Below are 25,331 nucleotides of genomic sequence, written 5' to 3'. Positions count from 1 at the left end.
AGCCTATTTGTTTGTTAACGAATACGGTAACCGACGGCTCTAATCGTCTCTATTGTCACATCATTTTGTGCAACTTGATGTAATTTTTGGCGAATATTGCTGATATGGACATCAACACTACGATCATAAAGTTCTCTTGCTCGACCAAGCCCAATTTCAGATAATTCTTCTTTAGTTACTACTCGCTCGCTATGTTTCACTAATAAAACTAATAAATTAAACTCGGTTGATGTCAAATCAATTACTTGTCCATTCCACGTACAAAGCCGTTGAGGTAGATCTAACATTAAACCATTAAAATGATATTTTTTATCATCAACCATTTCGACCGAACGTTCATCAAAACGTCGTAAAACTGCACGTAATCTTGCTAATAATTCACGCGGATAACATGGTTTTGGAATGTAATCATCAGCACCTAATTCCAAACCCAAAACGCGATCAATATTATCACCCTTAGCAGTTAACATAATAACAGGCATATTACATTGTTGACGGATGCTTTTCAGGACATCAATACCATTAATATCTGGTAACATCACGTCTAAGATTGCTGCACGATATTTACCTGATAGCGCTTCATCAATACCATCTTTACCTAAATAAACACTTTTGATATTAAAACCTTCATTAGTCAAATATTCGCTAAGCATTTGTGATAATTCAATATCATCATCTATTAATAAAATATTTATCATAATCGCAATCGCCATTGTTATCTAATTATAGGTTTTTATATTATTGCAATAATATAAAAAAAGTCAGGTTCTTTTACTAAAATATTACATATTTTAAACTATTCCTGATTATTTAATTTACTATTAAATAATGTAAAAAGGTTTAAGATATAACTATATGTTTTAATATATCTTTTGACAATAACTATCATATTACTTTCTAATGGTTGTAAATAGGCATTATTTAATTCTTAAGTAAGATAGACTAAAATAGTCTGCTTACTTAACATTAAATGTTTCACCATTTAACATTACTAAAGTTAATATGGAGATAAAAAATGGAACAACAAGTAATATGGCAGCAATTAATTCAATTGGTAAAACATGAAGTTTTACCTGCAGTTGGTTGTACTGAGCCCATATCTTTGGTTGCAACTATTGCGATGCAACATAGTAGCAACAAAATTATTGAAAAAATTGACGCTTATGTTTTGCCTAATTTAATGAAAAATGGTACGGAGGTAACTGTGTCAGGTACCGGTATGGTTGAGTTACCTATTGCGGCTGCCATTGGTGCAATCGGTGGTTGGGTATCATGAGCCTATTGGTATGGCTATTTGTAGTATGATTGGCGATTTATCTGGTATTATTTGTGATGGCGCTTCAAACAGTTGCGCAATGAAAGTATCAACTTCAGTATCTTCTGGATTTAAAGCAGTATTAATGGCATTAAGCCAAGTTAGAGTGACAGGTAAAGAAGGTATTGTTTGTGATAGCGTGGAAACATCAATCAATAATCTTGGTGCAATTGTTAGTCAAAGTATGAAAATAATTGACACACAGATTATTGATATCATGTCGCATAAAACATAAATATTTGCTTAACGCTAAAATATTAGGCTTTTAGCGATTTTAATATAAGCAATCAGCATATTTTTAAAAAAAATTACTGGACAATGTTATTTTTTATGCGTAATATTTCGTCCTACTTCTATGGTGGCTATAGCTCAGTTGGTAGAGCCCTGGATTGTGATTCCAGTTGTCGTGGGTTCGAATCCCATTAGCCACCCCATTTTATGAAATATAAAATCTAACGGCGAGTAGCGCAGCTTGGTAGCGCAACTGGTTTGGGACCAGTGGGTCGGAGGTTCGAATCCTCTCTCGCCGACCATTTTTAAATAAAAAGCTCGTTCATTTAGTTGAGATTTTGTTTTTCTGTTCGTTATTGTGTTTGTTTTGTCTTTTTAATATATAACGGCATGTTATTATATTCCTACCTACAAAAATTATTCTTATCTTACTTGTTTTATGGTGATATTTTGTTTTAATAGATAAAAATATCTCTTTATATAACCTCTATTTATTGGGAATAAATTATGAAAAATGTTGGTTTTGTAGGATGGCGTGGAATGGTAGGTTCTGTTCTTATGCAACGTATGGTTGAAGAACACGATTTTGATTATATTAATCCTGTTTTCTTTTCTACTTCTCAAGTAGGTCAAGCAGCTCCTATCTTCGGTGGAAAAACAGGTATATTACAAAGCGCAGATAATATTGATGCTTTAAAGGCATTAGATATTATTGTCACTTGCCAAGGTGGTGATTATACCTCAGAGATTTACGCAAAATTACGTGCAACAGGTTGGCAGGGTTATTGGATTGATGCAGCATCGACTTTACGTATGGCAGATGACGCAATTATCGTGCTTGATCCAGTGAACAAAGATAACATTGATACTGCGTTAGATAAAGGTATTAAAACCTTTGTAGGTGGTAACTGTACTGTAAGCTTAATGTTAATGTCTCTTGGTGGTTTATTTGCTGAAAACCTTATTGATTGGATTTCCGTTTCAACTTATCAAGCTGCTTCTGGTGGTGGCGCACGTCATATGCGTGAATTGCTCACCCAAATGGGGATGCTAAATGCTGAGGTGGCAAAAGAGTTACAAGATCCCCATTCTTCTATTTTAGATATTGAGAGAAAAGTGACCCAAAAAATGCGTGATGGTAGTTTACCAACTGATAATTTCGGTGTGCCATTAGCAGGAAGTTTAATTCCTTGGATCGATAAAGCGCTAGATAATGGACAAAGTAAAGAAGAGTGGAAAGGGCAAGCCGAAACCAATAAAATTTTAGGTACCAATCAAGTTATTCCGGTTGATGGGCTTTGTATTCGTATTGGAGCACTACGTTGTCATAGCCAAGCTTTTACCATTAAATTGAAAAAAGATATCAGCGTTCCTGAAATTGAAAAACTGCTTGCAGTTCATAATGATTGGGTAAAAGTCGTGCCGAATGATCGTGATCTTTCGATGCGTGAACTTACCCCTGCAGCAGTAACAGGCACTTTAACAACACCTGTTGGGCGCTTACGTAAATTGAATATGGGCAAAGATTACCTTTCGGCTTTTACTGTTGGTGACCAATTATTATGGGGGGCGGCTGAACCATTACGTAGAATGTTATGCATTTTGGCCTAATTAAAAATAAAATATAAAAAACCGATTTATCGGTTTTTTATAACAATAGATTATGGTTCTTTATCATTCAACAACGCCACTAATAGTGATCCATTAAATAAAGCTTGCTGCACTAATGCAAATGCGCCAATTGCTGAGCTATCGTTAAGGGAAGAACAAGTGATAGTCAGGTTTTTCCGTAATCCCTCTAAACTTTGAGCATTTAATGCACTATTAACAGCAGTTAATAGTATTTCGGGCGACTTGGTAAGTTCTCCTGCTAACACAATTCGTTGAGGGTTAAAGATGTTAACCATAATTGCAACTGCTCTACCAAGATTTTCACCTGCATCCTTAACTAACTTAATAGCTAGTTCATCGCCTTGATTAGCATACTGACAGATATGATATATATCACAGTTTTCTAATATTAACTTTGATGCATAACCTTGCTCAATCATCTGTTTAGCTCGGTATTCAATTGCTTTATTTACAACTCTGTTTTCCAAGCAGCCGAAGTTACCACAATGGCAACGTTCACCTAATGTATCTACTTGAATGTGCCCAACTTCACAAGCGCTTTGATTGTGGTTTGTAAGCAACTGTTGATTAACGATAACACCAGAGCCTACCCCGCGATGTACACGGATTAAAATAGAATCATCAACATGTTGTGTTGAACCAAAATAACTTTCAGCTAATGCTAGACTTTGAATATCATTTCCTACAAAAATAGATACATTGAATTCCTTTTGCAGTATCTCGCCTAAAGCCCATTCTTCTACTTGAATATGTGGGGTGTATCGAACAATGCCATTAACTGAGTCAATCAAGCCAGGGAGTACAATAGATATTGCAACTAAATGTTTTATTTTTTTGCTATTCAACTGAATAAATTCTTTAATTAATATAATTAGATAATCTTGAACTTGTTGTTGAGTAAAATTGGTAAGTGAGCATTTTTTTGACATAAGGCATTTAGCCCCTAAATCAAAAAGCTCTATTGTGACGTGAGATCGACTTAATTGTACGGCAATTGCTTGGTAATATTCAAACTTAGCTTCGATTGAAACTGCAGGCCGTCCCCCCGTTGATTGTTGTGCATCAACTTCTTTAATTAATTTTTTTTTAAGAAGTTGACGGGTTATTTTGGTAATGCTTGCAGGGGCTAATTGGCTGATTTCGGCCAATTGAATACGAGAAACAGGTGCTTGCTGAACAATCAAACGGTAAATCATTGCATAATTTAGCTGTTTGATTAATTCAGCGTTGCCAACTAAGTTCAGATAATTAAATTTCATATATTACTCAATATTTTTCATTAACTATCTGATATTCTAGCGACTCACTTCTCCATTAACAATAGTTTTAATTATTGTAAAGTCACGATTAAATACAACAAGGTTCGCAATTTTACCCTCACAAATACTACCAAGATCTTTATCCACACCGATTGCTTTGGCAGGATAAAGTGTTGCCATTCTTAATGCTTCATCTAATGCAATACCTACATATTCAACAGCATTTTTTACTGCATCAATCATAGTTAATGCTGAACCACCAAGTGTGCCATTTTCATCAATACAGCGGCCATCTTTATAATAAATGGTTTTGCCTGCAAATACGCCTGATTCTAAATTAGAACCTGCAAGTAACATTGCATCAGTAACTAAAATTAAATGATTTTGTTTTATTTTGTGACTATTGCGAATATTTGCCCAACTGACATGTTGACCATCAGCAATAATGCCTACATAAACTTCAGGTTCATCATAAATTGCGCCAACTACGCCAGGTTCGCGTCCAGAAATATAAGGCATGGCATTAAATAGGTGAGTACCTAAACGAATGCCATCGTTAAATCCACGACGACAATCATCGTAGTGACCATTCGAATGCCCAACAGATACATGAATACCTGCGTTAACCAATTGCTTAATGAAATGACTTTCAACTTTTTCTGGTGCTAAAGTTATAATTTTAATTACATCAGCATTTTTACATAGAAAATCAATCATTTTTTGCGATGGTTGGCGGATAATATTTTCGTCATGAATACCTTTCTTTTCAGGATTGATGTAAGGTCCTTCAAGGTGTAAACCTAGTGCTTGGTTAGGATGCAAGGTCAAATATTCACGCATCACTTTAACTGCCTTTATCATAAATTCATCAGTTGATGTAATTAATGTAGGCAAATAGCTAGTACAGCCAGAAATAAGATTTGTGGCCTGCATGGCTTCTAATGTTTCAACGCACAGTGCATCAAGCGTTTCATTAAATTGCACACCACCACAACCATTAACTTGGATATCAATAAATCCAGGTGCAACAAGTGCACCTTGTAAATTTTCAATTTTGATATCTGTAGGTAATTCGTTTTGTTTACAGACTTTTGTAATTTTATCTCCATCAATAATAACAGCGTGGTTATCAAGGATCTCATAACCTGTATAAAAACGGCAATTTGTTAATGCATACATTGAATTATCCTTTATAAAACGGTCACTTTAAGATTATCAGCTTCCATTTGTTTAAAATATTTTAGTGTTTTCACTTTAAGATCATCAGTACTTGGTTCATCACAAACAATAATTGATGCAGGATGCATTTGTAGTGCAGTGACAGTCCAAAGGTGATTAACAGACCCTTCAACACCAGCTTGTAATGCTAAACTTTTGTTATGACCACAAACTAATAAAATAACTTCCTGTGCATCCATTAAAGTTGCAACACCAATGGTTAACGCATGTTTTGGTACTTGATTCACATCATTATCAAAAAAGCGAGAATTAGCAATGCGTGTATCTTCAGTTAATGTTTTGATGCGTGTACGTGAACAAAGTGAAGATCCTGGTTCATTAAAAGCGATATGTCCATCTTGACCCACCCCCCCAACAAAGATATTAATTTTGCCGTAAGCTTTGATCTTCGCTTCATATTGACGGCACTCTTGATCAATATCTGGCGCATTACCATTTAATATATGGATATTGTTTTTATCAATATCAATATGATTGAAAAAATTTTCGTACATAAATGTGTGGTAGCTTTGTGGATGCTCTTCTGGAATACCAACATATTCATCCATATTAAAGGTTACAACATGTTTAAAGCTGACGTTACCTGCTTTATATTGTTTAATCAATTGTTGATACATAACTAATGGTGAACTACCTGTTGGCAGCCCCAATAAAAATGGACGATCTGCGGTAGGTTTAAACTCATTAATTTTATTAACAATGCGCTGTGCAACCCAGGCACCGACTTCTTGTGCATTTTCTAAGGGAATAAGTCTCATGTGCTGTTACCTCTTGTGATATAATTAAAAACTTTTTTCTTGAAATAAAATATGTTGTCTTTATTTTACTATATTAAACTAATTAATCAAAAAAAATGGTGATTTAAATCACAAAAAAAGAATAATTAATTTGCGAAGTAAAATAAATAATATAGAGTGGAATAATAATACTTAATTATCATCACTTAAAGATGTAAAATTTTATTACTTTTTATTATATACCCCTAATAACTATATGAGGTTAAACTTATGGGAATTTTAGCTTATATGCAACGTATCGGGCGTTCATTGATGGTACCTGTGGCAGTTCTACCAGCTGCTGCAATACTACTAGGAATTGGATATTGGATCGATCCTAATGGTTGGGGGCAAAATAGTATTGTAGCCGCTTTTTTAATTAAATCTGGCGGAGCAATTATTGATAATATGCCAATACTTTTTGCTATTGGTGTGGCTTATGGCATGTCTAAAGATAAAGATGGTGCAGCCGCACTTGCTGGGTTAGTTGGCTTTTTAGTGGTTACAACTTTACTGTCTCCTAGTTCGATTGCACTATTTAGTGGTATTGATACAAAAGCAGAAAATTGGTTAGAAAAAGTTCCTGCTGCATACCAAAAAATAAATAACCAATTTATTGGTATTCTCGTTGGTATTATTTCAGCTGAACTTTACAATCGTTTTAGTCAAGTGGAATTACATAAAGCATTAGCATTTTTTAGTGGTAAAAGGCTAGTGCCTATTATCGTATCGATAGTTATGTTATTGGTTTCTGCTGTTTTATATTTTATCTGGCCATCTATTTATGATGCATTAGTTGCTTTTGGTAAATATATTAAAGATTTAGGTTCAGTGGGTGCTGGTATTTATGGGTTCTTCAATCGTCTATTAATTCCTGTTGGTTTACATCATGCACTTAATTCTGTTTTTTGGTTTGACGTTGCAGGTATTAATGATATTCCAACTTTTTTAGGTGGACAAAAGTCAATTGATGATGGATTAGCTACAATTGGTATTACGGGGCGTTACCAAGCTGGATTCTTCCCAATTATGATGTTTGGCTTACCGGGAGCTGCGCTAGCTATGTATCATACAGCAAAAAAAGGTAATAAGGACAAAACAGCATCAATTATGTTAGCCGCTTCATTTGCTGCATTCTTTACTGGCGTTACTGAACCGTTAGAATTTGCGTTTATGTTTGTTGCGCCATTACTTTATGTTTTACATGCTATTTTAGCCGGTATTTCTCTTTATATTGCCGCAGCGATGCAATGGATTGCGGGATTTGGTTTTAGTGCTGGCTTAGTTGATATGCTACTTTCTAGTCGTAATCCACTTGCTGTACATTGGTATATGCTTATACTTCAAGGTTTAGTGTTCTTTGTTGTTTATTATGTTGCATTCCGCTTTGTTATTGTGAAATTTAATCTTAAAACACCAGGTCGTGAAGATGAAGTAGAAACAACCCAAAGTGAAGCGGAAAAATCAACGCAAGGAAATACAGATACAACAAAACTTGCAGAGCAATATTTAGCAGTTGTTGGAGGTAAGGAAAACCTAACCAATATTGATTCTTGTATTACACGTTTGCGTTTAGGCGTTAATGATTCTGAGCTTATTGATGAACAAGCTGCTAAAGCACTTGGTGCAATGGCCGTAATAAAATTAGGTAAAACAGGGGTACAAATTGTGGTTGGTCAGCAAGCAGAAAAGATTGCAGATCAAATGAAAAAGTTAGTTTAGTTAATTAAAATAAGAGTTAAATCAAATTAAACCATAATCCACTCCTATTTAAGTATAGTGAAAAAATAGAGTGGATTATTTATTTGATTTAATCATATACAAAATACTATTAGCTTATTTATAAATACTAGAATGTATTTATAAATAATTAGAAAAATCAAATAAAACAAATAGTCTTATTGAACGATTTTTATTTAGGTATAATGCCTATTATCGCAGTGTAACATGTTGTATTTTAGTCTAGAATTAGAATCGAAAAATTACATCTTGAAGAGTTAATAATTGAGTTAATAACTGATTATTAATGACTTTACTAGGAATATTATGAGGTATTTGAATTAGATTTCTCGATTTGAGTGAAGATTCACATACGTACACATCATCAATATCATAAAGCTCAAGCATATTAAAAGTTGCAATATAATCACGCATTAAAATTTTATGGGGTTGTTGTTCTGGTAATAAATGGAATACACCATCATCAATAAAAAAAACAGAAATATGGTTAATAGCTGATGTAGCCAATGCTATATCAAGAGCCTCTCGGCCTTTGGCATTTCCGTGAGGTGGTGAGCTAATAATAATTGCTAATTTTTTCATTTCAGTATCTTAAGTTAAAACTGAATAGTTCGATCTGTTGTTGCAATTGATTCACTTAGTTCTCCAAGGCCCGTTAAGTGAAAATAATCCGCGAGATTATTTTTAATAACGCCACGCCTCTGAGCGGCAGCAACACAAACAGTTAAAGTTAAAGGGTATGTTTTTGCTAATTCCTGCCATGCAGAGATTAAATCGAATTCATCATTAGCGGGATCAGTATAACTGTTGCCATTATAAACACCATCAGCATAAAAAAAGATATTTTTAATGGTATGAGGAGTCTGTGACAGTAAAACTTGTGCAAATTGATATGCACAATAAGCAGATTGGGCCCCATAAGCAGGACCCATAACAACAAGAGTATAACTCAATGAATCAATCAAGTTAGTTAGCTTGTTGTTCTTGATTTTGAGCTGGCTCTTGATTTTTATCATTTTTATCCCCATCAATGCCAAGCAATTCAACTTCAAAAATTAAAGTTGATGCAGGTTGGATTCCAGCTTTACCTTCTTGACCAGGAAGACTTTGGTCACCATAAGCTAAATCAGGTGGTACAACAAGTTTGATTTTTCCGCCAATTCCGATCAATTGAATTCCTTCTGTCCAACCTTTGATAACAGCATTTAGTGGAAATGTTGCTGGTTCACCTCGATCATAAGAACTATCGAATTTACGTCCGTCAGTTAAAGTTCCTGTATAATGAACAATAACTGTATCTTGAGCTGTTGGATGACGATCAGAACCTTCTTGAATGATTTGATAAAGTAACCCTGATTTTGTTTGTTTTACTCCATCTTGTTTAGCAAATTCTGCACGGAATTTCTCACCAGATGCTGTATTTTCAGTTTTTTCTTTTTCAAAACGCTCTTTGCTTTCTTTTTGGATTCTTTTACCAAATTCATCTAAGATGGTTTTCACTTCATCTTTTGAAAGTTGAGAGGCATCTCGGAAAGTTTCATTAAAGCCACTGATTAAATATTCTTGGTCTGGTTTAATTTCATTTTGTTCTAAATTTGACTTCATGTATGTTGCAAATGATGAACCTAATGCATATGCTTCTTTTTGTGCATTAGTTGAAATTGTTACTTTATTTGATGAATTTTTCTCATCACAACCAGCTAATGTTAATACAATTACGCTGCTTACTAACGTCATTTTAATCAATGATTTCATTCTACTTCTCCAGATTATAAACTTTTTGGGTAATTATCTTGGTTATTATATCTGATTTGATATAAGATAATAAGGGTTTACAAATCATTTATTTTATAAATTTATAGTAATCCATTGATAATATATTAAGGAAAGCATCTTTTGCAATTTAAATCATCCTTGAGTGAAAGTGGTATCCTCAGTTATAATGTTAAAAATTTATAGTAATAATGTATAAGGATAGCTATTTTGACTACCGAACTTAATACCCTTGATGTTGAAGAAATCATCAGCCTGTTACCTCATCGTTATCCGTTTTTAATGGTTGATAGAGTTCTTAGTTACGAGAAAGGTAAAACACTAAAAGCGATAAAAAATGTTACTGTGAATGAGCCATTTTTTCAGGGGCACTTTCCAAATAAACCCATTTTCCCTGGTGTTTTGATTTTAGAAGCAATGGCTCAAGCGACTGGGATATTGGCTTTCAAAAGTATTGAAGAGCTATCACCAGGTCAACTTTATTATTTTGCTTCCATTGATAAAGCACGTTTTAAACGCCCTGTAGTGCCAGGAGATCAGCTTATGCTCGATGTTGAATATATTAAAGAACGTCGTGGTATTGCATTATTCCATGGTGTTGCAACTGTCGATGGTAAGTTAGTTTGTGAAGCTGAAATGATGTGTGCCCGTAAATAATCGTTTTTTAGCATTTCCCCCAAAAACAGTATTAAGGAATAATTATGGCAATGGAGATACATCCAAGCTCAGTGATTGAAAAGGGAGCAAAAATTGGCGATAACGTCAGAATTGGTCCGTTTTGCTTTATTGGTGAGAATGTTGAAATTGGTGACGGTACTTTTTTAAAATCACACGTTGTTATCAATGGTCACACAAAAATTGGTAAAGATAACCAAATCTATCAATTTGTTTCGATTGGTGAGGTAAACCAAGATTTAAAATATCGTGGAGAGCCAACACGCACTGAAATTGGCGATCGTAATATGATTCGTGAAAGCGTAACTATTCACCGTGGCACTGTTCAAGGTGGTGAATTAACGCGAATTGGTAGTGATAATTTATTGATGATTAATGCACATATTGCTCACGATTGTCATATTGGTGATCATTGTATTTTAGCAAATAATGCCACTTTAGGTGGGCATGTTCAATTAGATGATTATGTAATTATTGGCGGAATGACTGCCGTTCATCAATTTTGTGTGATCGGATCACATGTTATGGTTGGTGGTTGTTCAGGTGTTGCTCAGGATGTTCCGCCTTATGTTATTGCCCAAGGTAATCATGCAACACCTCATGGCGTAAATTATGAAGGCTTAAAACGTAGAGGGTTTAGCAAAGATGCTTTGCAGGCGATTCGCAATAGTTATAAAATCCTTTATCGAAATGGCTTAACGTTTGAAGAGGCAAAAGTTGAAATTGAAACCATTGCCAAACAACACTCTGAAATCCAATTGTTTATTGACTTTTTTGCCCGTTCAACGCGTGGCATCATCCGTTAATGGCTAATGAAACACTAGTCATTGCATTAGTCGCTGGAGAAGCCTCGGGCGATATTCTTGGCGCAGGATTGATTTGTGCGCTAAAAAATTACCATTCTAATATTGAATTTGTAGGTATAGCGGGTCCGAAAATGCAAGCCGAAGGCTGTAAAGCTTGGTACGAAATGGATGAATTATCGGTCATGGGAATTGTTGAAGTATTGGGGCGATTACGCCGTATTTTATCTATTCGCCGAGATATCACTAAACGCCTAGTTAAACTCAAGCCCGATATATTTATTGGTGTTGATGCTCCCGATTTTAATCTTTCCCTAGAAGGAAAATTAAAGCAAGCTGGCATTAAAACAATTCATTATGTTAGTCCATCTGTTTGGGCTTGGAAGCAAAAACGCGTTTTCAAAATTAAGCGTAATACTAATCTTATTTTAGCCTTTTTACCTTTTGAAAAAGTCTTTTATGATAAGTTTGATGTTCCTTGTCGCTTTATTGGGCATAAGATGGCGGATGATATTCCTTTAAATCCAGATCAAACAGCTATGCGTCAACAATTAGGTGTTCCCTTAAATAGCCTTTGTTTATCATTATTACCGGGTAGCCGTCATGCTGAAGTGACATTATTATCAGCACCTTTTTTAAAAGCAGCAAAGCTATTACGAGAGCGTTATCCTAATATACATATTCTAGTACCTTTAGTTAATGCTAAAAGACAAAAAGAATTTGAACAAATCAAAGCTCAAGTTGCACCAGAACTTAAAATACAGTTACTACATGGTCAAGCCCGTGAAGCGATGATTGCGAGTAATGCAGCAATCTTAGCATCGGGGACTGTGGCATTAGAATGTATGTTAGCTAAGTGCCCAATGGTAGTTGGGTACAAAATGAAAGCATTAACTTTTTGGTTAGCTAAAAAATTAATTAAAACGCCTTATGTGTCTTTACCTAATATTTTAGCCGGTAAAGAGATTGTACCTGAATTGTTGCAACAAGATTGCACACCAGAAAATATTGCCAATCGTATTATCCCTTTTTTAGAGGGAGATAATTCAGAACTAAAACAGACATTTTTATCTTTGCATAATCAAATTCGTTGTAATGCTGATGAACAAGCTGCTAAAGCTGTACTTGATGTATTAAAGGAGCCACATTGTTAGAGTTTACCTATCCAGATGTCACTTTAATTGCAGGTGTTGACGAAGTTGGGCGAGGTCCACTTTGTGGCGATGTTGTTACCGCTGCAGTTATTTTAGATCCTAACAAGCCCATTAAAGGCTTAACTGATTCTAAAAAACTAACCGAAAAAAAACGAGAACATCTATTTGATATTATCAAACAAGATGCTTTAGCTTGGAGTGTTGCAAGAGCATCTGTGGACGAAATTGATAAATTAAATATATTACATGCTTCCATGCTTGCTATGCAGCGAGCTGTATCTAAATTACCTATTAACCCCAATTTTGTATTAGTTGACGGTAATCGTTGCCCCGATTTTGGTATACAAACACAAGCTGTAGTTAAAGGCGATTTATTAGTGCCAGAAATCAGTGCTGCGTCTATTTTAGCTAAAGTTACACGCGATCGTGAAATGGTTGAGCTTGATAAATTATATCCACAGTATGGACTTGCTAAACACAAAGGTTATCCAACTAAAGCGCATTTAGCTGCAATAAAGGAACATGGTATTAATCATTTATACCGTAAAAGTTTTGGACCAGTTAAGAGTTTAACATTATTTTAATTCACGATTGTTTATCAACCGTTGTCAGCAATGGTGAGTTAAAAATAGAAACTGGTAAAATGACCATTTCTTGATAAGGAATTTTGTTTCCATAACATTTTTTCAATTTCTTCTTCACGGCAGACGATGAAAGATTAAAATCTTTGATAGTTTGTAATTGGCCAATTTTCAATTTAAGTGCCTTATCATAAATTATTTTCCAAACTACTTGTTTTTATTTAGCAATTTCGCTATTAGGGTCTGTTGAACTTTTGTGTTCATATATTAATCAATAATACATTGGTAGCCACATAAGTATAAATACCAGCAATAACATGCAGGCATAATTGCTTTCTAATTTATCATATCTTTTTGAAATTGAACGATACTGCTTAATTCAGTCAAACGCATTTTCAATTAAATGGCGATATTTATACAGATATCAATCCATGCTATTAACAGAAAGGTGGATTTTAGTTGAGTTTCCTCCATAGCTTTTTCCTATCTGTTCTTAATGCTGAGTTGCTGCATTTTGAGCTATGTTGATGCGCTCGTATAATAGAATCATCGAGGAAAGCCCATTCGAGATTAGCTATACTTAATAATTTTTTGATAATATATTAATATGCCTTTTCTAGACCATAAATTAAAACGTCTATAGACTGTATTCCATTAACCAAATATAGTTGATTAATCTCGCCAAGGAATACCCGTTCTCATTCGGAACAGTATTCCTTCAAATGTCATTATGCCATTTAAAAAATTACCATCAAAGATAAACCCCCATTCATTATTACTCGTTAATGGCTATCTTACTTATAAAATTGATACTAGAATAGCAACTAGATTTATTAATAACGATCAGCGATAATCTTAACCCAATCTTACTAATAATTAGTGTTGTTATGTTTACCATTTATCATTCAAATCAAGTCGATTTACTCAAAACATTATTGAGTGAATTGATGCGCAGGCAACCATTAGATGATGTATTTACACCTGATGTTGTTATGGTGCAAAGTCAAGGCATGGCACAATGGTTGCAAATTGCGTTAGCGGATGAACTTGGTATCGTGGCTAATGTTGATTTTCTTTTTCCAACTCAGTTTATTTGGCAACTTTATCAAGTCTTGTTACCAGAGGCGCCAATTGAAAATAGCTTTAATGTTGAATCAATGAGTTGGCGTTTGTATTATTTGTTACCTCAAGTTATTAAACAACCTGAGTTTAGCGCGCTTAAACATTATCTTGATATTGATAAGCAAGATAAAAAACGGTATCAGCTTGCAACGCGTATTGCACGATTATTTGACCAATATTTAGTTTACCGTCCAGATTGGCTAGCAAAATGGGAGGCAAACCAGACTGTTGCCGAATTGAATCATCATTCTGATGAAACGTGGCAAGCGGAGTTGTGGCGAAAACTAATATCAATTAGCCAACCTTATCATCGCGCTAATATTTATCAACAAATGCTTGAAATGTTATTAAATAATAACTTTGAACGTTCACGTTTAGATGCATTACCTAACCGTATTTTTATTTTTGGTATTACTTCTCTTCCTCCTATTTATCTTTCGCTACTTTCAGCACTTGGGCAACATATTGATGTCCATTTAATGTTTAATAATCCGTGTAAATGGTATTGGGGCGATATTGCTGAAAAACAGTTGTCAGATATATTAAATACACCCGATAAAATACCCAATCCTCTATTAACCTCATGGGGAAAACTTGGGCGTGATAATCTATTTTTGTTACAAGAATTTAATAATAAGCAAGATATTGAAGCGTTTGCCGATCAGGATCGTTCTTGTCTATTACATGCTATTCAGCAAGATATTTTAGAACTGTATCAAACCGATTTTGATAATAAAACTTTTGCCGTAACAGATAAGTCGATTTCGTTTCATGCCTGCCATAGTGAACAACGTGAAGTTGAGGTATTGTATGACTACCTGCTATCGGTTTTTGATGCCGATCCTACGCTGGAGTTGCGCGATTGCATAGTTATGGTATCAGATATTGATAAGTATGTTCCTTATATTCGAGCCGTCTTTGGTAATGCTGTTGAAAAGCGCTATTTACCTTTTACTATTTCAGATCAAAAAGCACGAAATATCGATCCTATCGTTCAAGGCTTTTTTGCCATTTTAAATTTTCCAAATAGTCGATTTACAGCAGAAGAACTATTTAATTTACTTGAAATCCCTGCTATTGCCGAAAAATTCGCTATTAACGAATCTCAATTAACCTTGTTGCGAACTTGGATTGTTGAGTCAGGCATTCGTTTTGGACTTGATAGTGCACATAGTTGGTTATTTGGGCTTGAGCGGTTATTACTCGGTTACACGATGAACAGTGAACAAGGCGGTTGGCAACAAATATTACCTTATGATGGTGCAACAGGTTTAGATGCCGAATTAATAGGCCAATTAGCCGAATTTATTAAAGTTGTAAGTAAGTGGTTTGCTATCTTAAATGAAGAAAAACCGCTAATTAATTGGCAACCTTGTTGCCTTGAATTAATCAATGACTTTTTTGTAAGTAATGTTCAACGTGAATCCATTTTATTGATGATCGAAGAAGAATGGCAAGAACTGATTAATAGTGGATTATCGGCTTGTTATACAGATAATATTTCTATCACTATTCTACATGATGCTATGCAATCACGCTTAGAGCAAAATCATTTAGCGCATCGTTTTTTAGTTGGTAAGATAAATTTTTGTACCATGATGCCAATGCGTTCTATTCCATTTAAAGTTGTTTGTTTACTTGGTATGAATGACGGCGATTATCCAAGAACGTCTCTTCCACTTGATTTTGATTTAATCGCACAACATCCAAGACGAGGGGATCGTAGCCGTCGCACAGATGATCGTTACCTTTTTTTAGAAGCAATTTTATCTGCGCAAAAACAGTTGTATATCAGTTATATTGGTCGCGATATGAAAGATAATAGTGAACGTTACCCTTCTATACTTGTTGATGAGTTTTGGGAATATATTGGCCAATATTATGGCAAGGATAAAAATAATACAGATGGTACTACAAATAGCACTACAACAAATAGCTTAGATTTTTTACGTGTAAACCATACACGCACACCGTTTAACCCCAAAAATTTTTTACAAGAACCCAAAAGCTATGCCGATGAGTGGTTACCTGCAGCATTGCAACAAGGTGAAAGTCAGTTATTTATTAGTGAAATACCAATTATTAGTGTAGATAATATTAATCTTGATGAATTAAAACGATTTTACCAGCACTCTATTAGGCTATTTTTACAAAAACGGTTTAATTTTTATATAAATTATATGGATGATACCTTACCAGATGCCGAAAACTTTAATCTTGATAGCTTAAAGCGCTATCAATTAAACTTACAGATTTTAAATGAATTAATTGCCAATAGATCGCAACAATCAGATGATTTCTATCAACGATTAGCGTTAACAGGTGACTTACCAGATGGTGCGTTTGGTGAAATTATTTATGATAATCAACTTGAATCACTGCAACCTTTGGCCAATAAAGTTGACCAAGAACGTTTAGTTATGACAACGCAAGAAGTTAATTTAACCATTTCATCTAATGATCAACATTACCAATTACAAGGTTGGTTAACTCACATTCAAGACGATGGTATATTGACATGGCGACCGTCAAAGCTTTCGATTCGCGATGGTATTTCGTTGTGGATTGATCATTTGATTTATTGCATTTTAAATCCTGATAAAATTGATAGTCAAAGTCGTATGTATGGTCGGGACGATAATGAATGGCGATTTTCACATTTAAATGCAGATCTGTCCTTAACTATATTAACTAATTTAGTTGAAGGCTATTTGCAGGGGATCAATGAACCATTATTAATGCCATTAAAAAGTTCGTGGAGTTGGTTAATTACAGCTTATGATAAAAAAACAGGTCAGATTATCGCTAGTGAAAGAGCTATCAATCAACTTTTAAATTCATGGCAAGGCGGATTTAACCAATCCGCCGAGTGTGACAGTTATTATACTCGTCTTTATCCTGAGTTAACCGATACACTGATTGAACAAATTATATTTACTGCTGAGCGATTTTTATTGCCAATTTTATTACATCAAACAACGGCAGAATAAGAGGCTTTAGCATTATGTTTATTGATACACATTGTCATTTTGATTTTCCACCTTTTAGTGATTTTCTTGCTGATTCAATAAATAAGATTCGCCAAGCGAATATCGTTGGGTTAATTATACCCGCAGTTAGTGCTAACTATTTTGATGCTGTTTTACAACTTACGAATAAATACCATGAACTTTATGCCGCTTTGGGGTTGCATCCTATCTATCAACATACTATGGCTGATTTAGAACTATTAACCAATATTGTTAAAACAAAACCTAAAAAATTAGTTGCCATTGGTGAAATCGGGCTCGATCGCTACGATTTAAGTATCGATTGGCAACAACAATTATTATTTTTTAGGTCGCAATTAACAATTGCCAAACAGTTTGATTTGCCCGTTTTAATACATTCACGCAAAGCGCACGATATTATGTACCGTGAATTACACAAGGCCAACTTATCTTGTTGTGGCGTAATACATGGTTTTTCAGGTAGTTATCAACAAGCCATGCAATTTGTTAAGCTGGGTTATTATATTGGTGTAGGTGGCGTAATTAGTTATGAACGTGCGAATAAAACTCGCAATACAATTGCTCAATTACCACTTAGCAGCCTAGTACTTGAAACAGATGCGCCCGACATGCCATTAAGTGGGCGTCAAGGTCAAGCAAATCGCCCTGAATATATCACTGAGGTTTTTAAAATATTGACACAATTACGCACTGAATCACCAGAACACATACTTAACACAATTTTAACAAATACCTTGACGCTATTTAGTGGAATCAATAGAATAAAAATTTAACAAGCAACTAAAATAAATTTACTATTTTTATGAAGTTATTTTAGTAAACCAACGACAGTAGGTTTATATGGCTAGACAATTGAATCAACTATTTGCTCAATCTATTTCCTCCCTCACCCGATTATTTCCTTTGTGGGCAGTTTTGTGTGCGGTTATGGCCTATTTTTCTCCTGATACTTTTACACCTATACGTCCCTATACATCACAATTACTCATGTTTGTGATGTTCACCATGGGAGTTACATTAAGTATTGATGATTTTAAACGTGTAGTCACCAAACCTAAAGCGGTGGTTATTTGTACTTTGTTACATTATATTGTTATGCCGTTAACTGCTCTAATTTTATCAAAACTGTTTACAATGAGACCAGAACTATTGGTTGGCATGGTGTTAGTTGGAAGCGTAGCTAGCGGAACAGCATCAAATGTGATGATTTATCTTGCCAAAGGTGATGTTGCATTGTCTGTTACAATTTCATCTGTTTCGACACTTGTGGGGGTAGTTATAACACCACTGATAACACTACTATTAGTTGGAACAACAGTTGAAGTCCCTGTTTGGGGAATGCTTGTACATATTGTACAGATTGTACTAATACCGATTATATTAGGATTAATTGTTCACCATTTCTTAAATGCTATTGTTAAAAAATGTGAGCAATTTTTACCACTTTTATCAATGATTTGTATTTTATTAATTATTTGTATTGTAGTAGCAGGTAGCTATACTCAAATTGGCCAAGTGGGGGGCACTGTTATTTTTGCAGTTGTGATTCATAATGCGTTAGGATTGCTTGGTGGTTACTGGGGAGGACGTTTATTTGGTTTTGATGAATCAACCTGCAGAACCATGTCACTTGAAGTAGGAATGCAAAATTCTGCCCTTGCAGCTACTTTAGGCACCACCTACTTTTCAGCTTTATCAGCTCTACCTGCTGCAGTATTTTCTGTTTGGCACAATATTTCAGGTTCATTACTGGCTGGTTATTGGCAAGGTAAACCAGTAAAGAATAAGAAAAAATCCAATCATTAACAAATAATATTGTAAAATAGCATTCATCAGCTCTCTTTCTTAATCAACTCTAAGTAAGAGAGCTTAATTTTCTGAACTTATATCCAACCGCTCCACTAGCATTTAAATTAATTTTAGGCCAAATTAAAATGAATAGCGAATTACAGTTACCACCGTTTGTCTATCGTATATTACCGTGGATTGCGGCGTTTGCATTCTTTATGCAATCACTTGATACCTCGATATTAAATACAGCCCTCCCCACTATGGCTAACGACCTCAATGAGTCCCCATTAAATATGCAATCAGCCGTGATAAGTTATGCTTTGACCCTTGCATTATTTATTCCTGTTAGTGGTTTTTTATCTGATAAATTTGGCACTAGAAATATTTTTGTGATGGCCGTTTCACTATTCACACTGGGTTCATTACTTTGCGCTTTATCTAATTCATTAATTTTTTTAGATATATCACGAGTGATCCAAGGTGTTGGTGGCTCGATGATGGTGCCTATATCACGTTTAGTATTGATAAAATCTTTTAAGCGTAGTGATTTTTTAGCTGCGTTAAATACAGCCACGATTCCTGGATTAATTGGTCCCGTTTTAGGACCAGTATTGGGAGGATATCTAGTTGATATGGTAAGTTGGCACTGGGTGTTTTTTATTAATTTACCCATTGGTATTTTAGGTATAATAATTAGTTGGAAATACATGCCTAACTTAAAAGGCCAACACATGCCTTTTGATCTATTAGGCTTTATATTTATTGTTATTAGCTTTATTAGCGCCACTTTGAGTGTAGAGATTTTAAACCAAAATCAGACATATTATTGTCCATTACTACTTGCGACAATTAGTCTACTTTTTTTATTTATTTATCGTGAATATGCAAAAAAGAAACAAACTCCATTATTCCCACTATCGCTATTTAAAATCCGTACGTTCAAAATAGGAATTATCGGAAATTTAATTTGCAGATTAGGTATATCAGGAGTGCCTTTTCTTATTCCACTATTATTACAAGTGGGATTTGGTTATTCAGCTATTTTTGCCGGCATTATGTTGATGCCAATGGCCATTGCTTCAATTTGTACTCGAATCTTTATTCCGCGTATTTTAGCACGTTTAGGTTACCGTTTCGTACTAGTTACTAATACAATTTTAGCTGGCATAATGATTATTTTAATGTCCGTATTAAATTTATCGACACCACTTATTCTTATCAGTTTATTGCTATTTTGTATCGGTGGAATCAACTCCATGCAATACACAGCCATGAATAGCATAACCTTAGCTAATCTAGAAAACGACAATACAAGTAGTGGCAATAGCTTAATGGCAGTAAATCAACAATTAGCAATTAGTTTTGGTACCGGATTGGGTGCTGTTTTATTACGCTTAATTAGCACCACAACAAGTACTATTCACTCATTTCAGTTAACATTTGTTATACTTGGTATGATTACCGTTTTATCAAGCATTATTTTTGCACAATTAAAAAAAGAAGACGGACAAAATCTAACCAATCATCAGCAAGAAATAAGGAGATAAATCTATGTTCCAGTACCAAATCATCCCAGTTACAGCTTTCCAAGAAAATTGTAGCATCATTTGGTGCGATCAAACCATGGAAGGTGCATTTATTGATCCCGGAGGTGAACCCGAACTGCTTATAAAAGCGGTTGAAAAGCTAGGCGTTAATATTAAGCAGATCTTATTAACCCATGGACATTTGGATCATGTTGGTGCTGCAACTATATTGGCTAAACATTATGATGTGAAGATTATTGGACCAAGCCAAGAAGATGAATTTCTATTAACAAGTTTACCACAACAAAGTACACAATTCGGTTTTCCTTATACTGATAGCTTTTTGCCTGATCGGTGGTTAAAAGAAGGTGAGCAGATTCAAGTTGGTAATATTAGACTTGATGTACTTTTTTGCCCGGGTCACACTCCGGGACATATTGTTTTTATTAACCATTTGGATAAACTGGCTTTTGTCGGCGATGTATTATTTAAAAGTAGTATAGGAAGAACTGATTTTCCACGAGGCAACCATGCCGATTTAATTTCATCAATCACTAACAAATTATTACCACTTGGGGATGACTTTATTTTTGTACCAGGCCACGGACCTATGTCTAGTTTTGGTCATGAACGAGTTAGTAATCCTTACTTAGTTTAAGTAACAAATTATTTTAATTATCACACTCTTTATTTTAGAGTGTGATAAAAATATCCTATATCTTACACACTCCAATGTAAACTAATTAAAAACAAAAGAGTTTACAATAGCAATAGTTGCGCTATTATAGTTCTACTATTTATATAAAAGGTAGAAAATAATGAAACTTCAACCGACTTCGTATTATCCAACATTTATCACTACACTTGTAAATTTATCTTCTTGGCAACGTAAATTATTAACCACAACAAGTGCAGCATTACTTTTAGGATTAGCCGCTAACATTAGTATTCCAACTTACCCTGTTCCATTTACATTACAATCATTGGCTGTATTGTTAATTGGTGCTTTTTTAGGTCGTAAACTAGGTGCATTAGCAATAATCCAATACCTTATTTTAGGTGCAATTGGGTTACCGCTATTTGCCAATGGTAGTGGTGGAATCATGGCGTTAGCATCACCATCTTCAGGTTACTTATATGGCTATGTATTTAGTGCCTATTTAGCAGGGTTTGCAGCAGAAAGAGGTTATGATCGTCACTTTATTTTAGGTTTAATTGCATTCGCTTGTGCGCATCAATTGTTATTTGTATTTGGCGTTGTCTATTTAATGGGCTATTTACACATCACGCTAATTGATGCTTTAAAAGTGGGTTATCTGCCATTTGTTGGTGTGGATGCGCTTAAATTTATTATTGCAACTTGTGTAATGTTTTCGCTATGGCGCTATCGTGCTAAAAAACAATAATATCCAATGTGGAGATATTATCTTCCAAAGCCTAAAAAAAAATAATGCTTTTAATGGCGCTGTAAGCCTTTCAGGTGCATTGCCAAAGATAGATGAAATAACCAAAAGTATTAATCATGTTGGTTTATATATTGGAAATAATACCGTTATTGAAGCAACGCAAAACTATGGCGTAATTGAACAATTGTTGACTAATTTTATTTGTGCAGCTAAGCACAATATCATTGGTAGAATCCATGATTTAGTTGTTATTCAAAATGCATTAAGGCGGGTAAAGAAATGCTTGGGTTCACCTTACAATCACAGCTTTCATCCCAATGCAGATGGGTTTTATTGTAGTGAACTAATTACTTATGCCTTTAAAACTGAGCAAGGTAATGATTATTTCGCATTATATCCAATGAATTTTAAAGATTTAGCGACAAATGAGATTTTATCTTATTGGGTTGATTATTATCGCGAGCTAAATCAGATTATTCCACAACATGAACTAGGATCGCACCCACAGCAATTACTTAGACAGCGCCATTTATTCAAGACAATCCTAACACTTGAATGATAATAAAAGGAGGAAATTTTACACAAAAAAACATTTAAAATAATTTAACTATTGACATAGCACCATTAAATCTATAATATGCGCGCTACATTTCGGTTCCTCCATAGTTCAGTTGGTAGAACGGCGGACTGTTAATCCGTATGTCACAGGTTCGAGTCCTGTTGGAGGAGCCAATTTTCAGATTTTCTTATTTATCTTTCCCTGTTGTTTCATATTTTAAGTAATTTCTTTTTACCTGTTTTTTATCGTGTTAGTTCAAAATTCTGTATTGCAATTGCAAATAAATTATTCATAATAACTCAAAAATAAATTTATATCCTTTGATATAAATTTTATCAAATCATAATGTTAATAATAATATTTATAGACAAGAAGGAGTTATTAATGCATATACATTTTATTATTCATGAGGATTTTGAAGCGCCCGGAGCTTATGAACAATGGGCGATAAATAATCATCACACTATAACTTATTCTCGCGTTTACCTTAATGAACCACTTCCTAATAGCATTGATGATATCGACTTTCTTATTGTTATGGGCGGTCCACAGTCACCATCAACGACCAAACAAGAATGTGCTCATTTTGATTCTAAAGCAGAACAAGCCATTATTTTATCTGCAATAAAAGCAGAGAAAGTAGTCATTGGTGTATGTCTTGGTTCACAATTAATCGGCGAAGCTCTAGGGGCAAGTTATAGCAACAGCCCAGAAAAAGAAATTGGCAAATTCCCTATTATGTTAACTCAAATCGGTAAAACAAATCCTTTGTTTACTGATTTTGGTAGTACATTAGAAGTCGGTCATTGGCACAATGATATGCCAGGTTTAACCAAAGATGCTCAAATTATTGCGTATAGTGAAGGTTGTCCTCGTCAAATCATTGCATACAGTAAATTTGTTTATGGTTTCCAATGCCATATGGAGTTAACACCTGAAGTAGTCGAATTATTAATTACCCATTCACAAAAGGAACTTAGCCAAGCAGAAAAATACCGCTTTGTCGATACACCTGATAAGCTTCGCTCTCATGATTACACTGAAATGAATCAAAAACTTTTCACTTTTCTCGACAAGTTAAGCCAACGCTATCTGTCACCTTTAGAAAAATAACTGATTATATCTTGTCGATAAGGGAATGGAAAATATGCAGGATATTATTATCGATAAACCGATAAAACGCAGTAAATTAAGGCTAAAATTAGGCAAAGAATATTTTATCTTAAAACGAAAATTTGATTGGTGGCGACATCGTAACGCATATTGCACTGTCGACATAAATAATAATACATGTTGTTATTCTCACAAAAAACATCAGTCTGTTTTATTAAGACAACTAAAAGATGTTGATATGTATTTACAATATAACAAAATCACTAATCTTAGATTAGCAATTGAAAAACTTAATGGTTCAATCATTAAGCCTAATCAACGTTTTTCGATCTGGCAAAAAGTAGGACGCCCATCCAAAAAACGGGGATTTTTAGAAGGACTATCATTACATAATGGACAGATAGGCAAAGATATTGGTGGAGGATTATGCCAATTAGGTAATTTGATTTATTGGATTGTATTACACTCCGATCTTACAATCGTAGAACGTTGGCGTCATAGTTTTGATGTTTTTCCCGATATTAATCGAACGATTCCTTTTGCTTGTGGCGCCACCTTATCTTATAACTATGTAGATTTACAGTTAATCAATAAAACCAATAGCACTTACCGGCTTAATCTTTGGCTTGATGATCAATATTTACATGGCGAATTACTTGCTGATACCCCCTTAAGTAATCATTATGAAATCCTAGAAACCGATCATCGTATTGAACAACAATGGTGGGGAGGTTATACCAGACATAATAAAATATGGCAACGTAAAACACATTTAATTGATAACCATGTTGAAGAAAAGCTCATCAGCGAAAACCACGCAATTATGATGTATACCCCATTTATAGCAAATAATGAAGACGAATTGAAAAAGCAATAGTCATTCTGATAACAGATAGTCACTAACTATCTAAGTGATAGTTTGAGAGCTATACTAATAGCCCGTATACTCATGAAATAAAGTAGTTAATAATACCTAATATATGAAAGGAGCAAATTTCATGGCTTATACTTTACCTCCATTACCTTATGCTTATGATGCATTAGAACCTTATATTGATTCTGAAACTATGCATCTTCATCACGATAAACATCATCAAACCTATGTGAACAATGCAAATGCCATTCTTGAAACTTTGCCAGCTGAATTAAAAGAATTTTGCCCTAGCACTTTGTTAAAAAATTTAGATAAAGTACCTGCTGACAAAATCACGGGTATTAAAAATAACGTAGGGGGTCATGTTAATCACACTCTTTTCTGGGAACTATTAAAAGTTGGTACTGAACTAAAAGGCGACCTAAAGGCGGCCATCGAAAAAGATTTTGGTTCGGTTGATGCATTTAAAGAAAAATTTGCAGCAGCGGCAGCAACTCGATTTGGTTCAGGTTGGGCTTGGTTAGTATTACAAAATGGTAAACTGGAAGTTGTTTCTACAGCCAATCAAGATTCACCGATAATGGGCGAAAAATTTGCTGGTGTTTCTGGTACGCCGATTTTAACACTAGATGTTTGGGAACATGCTTATTATTTGAAATATCAAAATCGCCGTGTTGATTACATTGGTGCATTTTGGAATGTAGTTAACTGGGATAAAGTTGCTGAGCTATACGCTGAAGCAAAAAAATAA

At 34.5% G+C, this 25,331-nt stretch carries 24 protein-coding genes, 3 tRNA genes and 3 pseudogenes; 21 read left to right on the top strand and 9 right to left on the bottom strand.

Annotated elements, in window-relative coordinates:
* Nucleotides 1–14 precede the first annotated feature (14 nt).
* A complete protein-coding gene (locus A9G38_RS03330) occupies nucleotides 15–695 on the bottom strand; it encodes a response regulator transcription factor (RefSeq protein ID WP_034910896.1) in 681 nt (226 codons plus the stop codon).
* Nucleotides 696–1,015: 320 nt separating this feature from the next.
* Here A9G38_RS03330 and A9G38_RS03325 point away from each other — a divergent pair.
* The 5 genes and pseudogenes from A9G38_RS03325 to asd form a co-directional block, all read left to right on the top strand.
* A pseudogene (locus tag A9G38_RS03325) lies at nucleotides 1,016–1,264 on the top strand (serine dehydratase subunit alpha family protein); the annotation flags it as partial.
* A 7-nt stretch (nucleotides 1,265–1,271) separates the two neighbouring features.
* Nucleotides 1,272–1,550, top strand: a pseudogene (locus A9G38_RS03320) (L-serine ammonia-lyase, iron-sulfur-dependent, subunit alpha); the annotation flags it as partial.
* A gap of 123 nt (nucleotides 1,551–1,673) precedes the next feature.
* A tRNA-His gene (locus tag A9G38_RS03315) sits at nucleotides 1,674–1,749 on the top strand.
* A gap of 22 nt (nucleotides 1,750–1,771) precedes the next feature.
* Nucleotides 1,772–1,848, top strand: a tRNA-Pro gene (locus tag A9G38_RS03310).
* Between the two features lie 205 nt (nucleotides 1,849–2,053).
* Nucleotides 2,054–3,157, top strand: coding sequence for an aspartate-semialdehyde dehydrogenase (asd, locus tag A9G38_RS03305; RefSeq protein WP_034910847.1), 1,104 nt, complete (start codon nucleotides 2,054–2,056; stop codon nucleotides 3,155–3,157).
* Nucleotides 3,158–3,207: 50 nt separating this feature from the next.
* Here the strand turns inward: asd and A9G38_RS03300 are convergent, their stop codons facing one another.
* The 3 genes from A9G38_RS03300 to nagB are packed head-to-tail and all read right to left on the bottom strand — an operon-like array spanning nucleotide 3,208 to nucleotide 6,434.
* Nucleotides 3,208–4,437: an ROK family protein gene (locus tag A9G38_RS03300; RefSeq protein ID WP_034910842.1), complete on the bottom strand. Its 1,230-nt coding sequence runs from the start codon at nucleotides 4,435–4,437 to the stop codon at nucleotides 3,208–3,210.
* A gap of 36 nt (nucleotides 4,438–4,473) precedes the next feature.
* Complete coding sequence (gene nagA / locus A9G38_RS03295; RefSeq protein WP_034910839.1) at nucleotides 4,474–5,616, bottom strand: N-acetylglucosamine-6-phosphate deacetylase; 1,143 nt, start codon at nucleotides 5,614–5,616, stop codon at nucleotides 4,474–4,476.
* A gap of 11 nt (nucleotides 5,617–5,627) precedes the next feature.
* Nucleotides 5,628–6,434 carry a glucosamine-6-phosphate deaminase gene (gene nagB / locus A9G38_RS03290; protein ID WP_034910836.1) on the bottom strand — a complete coding sequence of 269 codons (807 nt, stop codon included), beginning with the start codon at nucleotides 6,432–6,434 and terminating at the stop codon, nucleotides 5,628–5,630.
* Nucleotides 6,435–6,683: 249 nt separating this feature from the next.
* Between nagB and nagE the strand changes: the two genes are divergently transcribed.
* Nucleotides 6,684–8,174 (top strand): N-acetylglucosamine-specific PTS transporter subunit IIBC, encoded by a 1,491-nt coding sequence (gene nagE, locus A9G38_RS03285; protein ID WP_034910834.1) that lies wholly within the window; start codon nucleotides 6,684–6,686, stop codon nucleotides 8,172–8,174.
* A gap of 246 nt (nucleotides 8,175–8,420) precedes the next feature.
* Here nagE and tusC read toward each other — a convergent pair whose 3' ends face one another.
* Genes tusC through fkpA form a run of 3 tightly spaced genes read right to left on the bottom strand, consistent with a single transcriptional unit; the run spans nucleotide 8,421 to nucleotide 9,947 of the window.
* A complete protein-coding gene (tusC, locus tag A9G38_RS03280) occupies nucleotides 8,421–8,774 on the bottom strand; it encodes a sulfurtransferase complex subunit TusC (protein ID WP_034910832.1) in 354 nt (117 codons plus the stop codon).
* A 14-nt stretch (nucleotides 8,775–8,788) separates the two neighbouring features.
* A complete protein-coding gene (gene tusD / locus A9G38_RS03275; protein ID WP_442902856.1) occupies nucleotides 8,789–9,154 on the bottom strand; it encodes a sulfurtransferase complex subunit TusD in 366 nt (121 codons plus the stop codon).
* A gap of 4 nt (nucleotides 9,155–9,158) precedes the next feature.
* Nucleotides 9,159–9,947: an FKBP-type peptidyl-prolyl cis-trans isomerase gene (fkpA, locus tag A9G38_RS03270; protein ID WP_034910830.1), complete on the bottom strand. Its 789-nt coding sequence runs from the start codon at nucleotides 9,945–9,947 to the stop codon at nucleotides 9,159–9,161.
* A 228-nt stretch (nucleotides 9,948–10,175) separates the two neighbouring features.
* On the opposite strand from fkpA, the gene fabZ reads away from it, so the two are divergent.
* From fabZ to rnhB, 4 genes are read left to right on the top strand one after another with little or no spacing between them, the layout of a single operon-like run.
* Nucleotides 10,176–10,622, top strand: a complete 447-nt coding sequence (gene fabZ / locus A9G38_RS03265) for a 3-hydroxyacyl-ACP dehydratase FabZ (RefSeq protein ID WP_034910827.1) — start codon at nucleotides 10,176–10,178, stop codon at nucleotides 10,620–10,622.
* Nucleotides 10,623–10,666: 44 nt separating this feature from the next.
* Nucleotides 10,667–11,446 (top strand): acyl-ACP--UDP-N-acetylglucosamine O-acyltransferase, encoded by a 780-nt coding sequence (gene lpxA / locus A9G38_RS03260; protein WP_034910823.1) that lies wholly within the window; start codon nucleotides 10,667–10,669, stop codon nucleotides 11,444–11,446.
* On the top strand, nucleotides 11,446–12,597 hold the full coding sequence (gene lpxB, locus A9G38_RS03255) for a lipid-A-disaccharide synthase (protein ID WP_034910820.1): 1,152 nt from the start codon (nucleotides 11,446–11,448) through the stop codon (nucleotides 12,595–12,597). Before lpxA ends, lpxB begins: the two co-directional genes overlap by 1 nt.
* Complete coding sequence (gene rnhB / locus A9G38_RS03250; RefSeq protein ID WP_034910816.1) at nucleotides 12,591–13,181, top strand: ribonuclease HII; 591 nt, start codon at nucleotides 12,591–12,593, stop codon at nucleotides 13,179–13,181. The genes lpxB and rnhB overlap by 7 nt, the downstream gene beginning before the upstream one ends.
* Nucleotide 13,182: 1 nt before the next feature.
* Here rnhB and A9G38_RS12200 read toward each other — a convergent pair whose 3' ends face one another.
* Together A9G38_RS12200 and A9G38_RS12545 are read right to left on the bottom strand one after the other, a co-directional pair.
* A complete protein-coding gene (locus A9G38_RS12200) occupies nucleotides 13,183–13,353 on the bottom strand; it encodes a peptidoglycan peptidase (RefSeq protein ID WP_080702313.1) in 171 nt (56 codons plus the stop codon).
* Between the two features lie 96 nt (nucleotides 13,354–13,449).
* A pseudogene (locus A9G38_RS12545) lies at nucleotides 13,450–13,904 on the bottom strand (transposase); the annotation flags it as partial.
* Between the two features lie 161 nt (nucleotides 13,905–14,065).
* On the opposite strand from A9G38_RS12545, the gene recC reads away from it, so the two are divergent.
* From recC to A9G38_RS03195, 11 genes are all read left to right on the top strand, one after another.
* Nucleotides 14,066–17,290 carry an exodeoxyribonuclease V subunit gamma gene (recC, locus tag A9G38_RS03245; protein WP_034910813.1) on the top strand — a complete coding sequence of 1,075 codons (3,225 nt, stop codon included), beginning with the start codon at nucleotides 14,066–14,068 and terminating at the stop codon, nucleotides 17,288–17,290.
* Between the two features lie 14 nt (nucleotides 17,291–17,304).
* Entirely contained in the window at nucleotides 17,305–18,084 is a 780-nt protein-coding gene (locus A9G38_RS03240; protein WP_034910812.1) for a TatD family hydrolase, read from the top strand.
* 67 nt (nucleotides 18,085–18,151) lie between these two features.
* Nucleotides 18,152–19,117, top strand: coding sequence for a ketopantoate/pantoate/pantothenate transporter PanS (gene panS / locus A9G38_RS03235; RefSeq protein ID WP_051634176.1), 966 nt, complete (start codon nucleotides 18,152–18,154; stop codon nucleotides 19,115–19,117).
* 128 nt (nucleotides 19,118–19,245) lie between these two features.
* Complete coding sequence (locus A9G38_RS03230) at nucleotides 19,246–20,649, top strand: DHA2 family efflux MFS transporter permease subunit (protein ID WP_051634175.1); 1,404 nt, start codon at nucleotides 19,246–19,248, stop codon at nucleotides 20,647–20,649.
* A gap of 4 nt (nucleotides 20,650–20,653) precedes the next feature.
* On the top strand, nucleotides 20,654–21,286 hold the full coding sequence (locus A9G38_RS03225) for an MBL fold metallo-hydrolase (protein WP_034910811.1): 633 nt from the start codon (nucleotides 20,654–20,656) through the stop codon (nucleotides 21,284–21,286).
* A 160-nt stretch (nucleotides 21,287–21,446) separates the two neighbouring features.
* Nucleotides 21,447–22,034 (top strand): biotin transporter BioY, encoded by a 588-nt coding sequence (locus tag A9G38_RS03220; RefSeq protein ID WP_051634174.1) that lies wholly within the window; start codon nucleotides 21,447–21,449, stop codon nucleotides 22,032–22,034.
* Nucleotides 22,018–22,593 (top strand): YiiX/YebB-like N1pC/P60 family cysteine hydrolase, encoded by a 576-nt coding sequence (locus tag A9G38_RS03215; protein WP_034910810.1) that lies wholly within the window; start codon nucleotides 22,018–22,020, stop codon nucleotides 22,591–22,593. The genes A9G38_RS03220 and A9G38_RS03215 overlap by 17 nt, the downstream gene beginning before the upstream one ends.
* A 97-nt stretch (nucleotides 22,594–22,690) precedes the next feature.
* A tRNA-Asn gene (locus tag A9G38_RS03210) sits at nucleotides 22,691–22,766 on the top strand.
* Nucleotides 22,767–22,977: 211 nt separating this feature from the next.
* Entirely contained in the window at nucleotides 22,978–23,706 is a 729-nt protein-coding gene (locus A9G38_RS03205) for a type 1 glutamine amidotransferase (RefSeq protein WP_034910807.1), read from the top strand.
* Nucleotides 23,707–23,740: 34 nt separating this feature from the next.
* Complete coding sequence (locus A9G38_RS03200) at nucleotides 23,741–24,583, top strand: VanW family protein (protein ID WP_034910804.1); 843 nt, start codon at nucleotides 23,741–23,743, stop codon at nucleotides 24,581–24,583.
* Nucleotides 24,584–24,704: 121 nt separating this feature from the next.
* Nucleotides 24,705–25,331, top strand: coding sequence for a Fe-Mn family superoxide dismutase (locus A9G38_RS03195; protein ID WP_034910802.1), 627 nt, complete (start codon nucleotides 24,705–24,707; stop codon nucleotides 25,329–25,331).

This window comes from Gilliamella sp. Imp1-1 (assembly GCF_001690415.1).
Classification (GTDB): Bacteria; Pseudomonadota; Gammaproteobacteria; order Enterobacterales; family Orbaceae; genus Gilliamella; species Gilliamella bombi.
The sequence above is the reverse complement of the archived record's forward strand: the minus strand, read 5'-3'. Positions and strand labels throughout refer to the sequence as shown.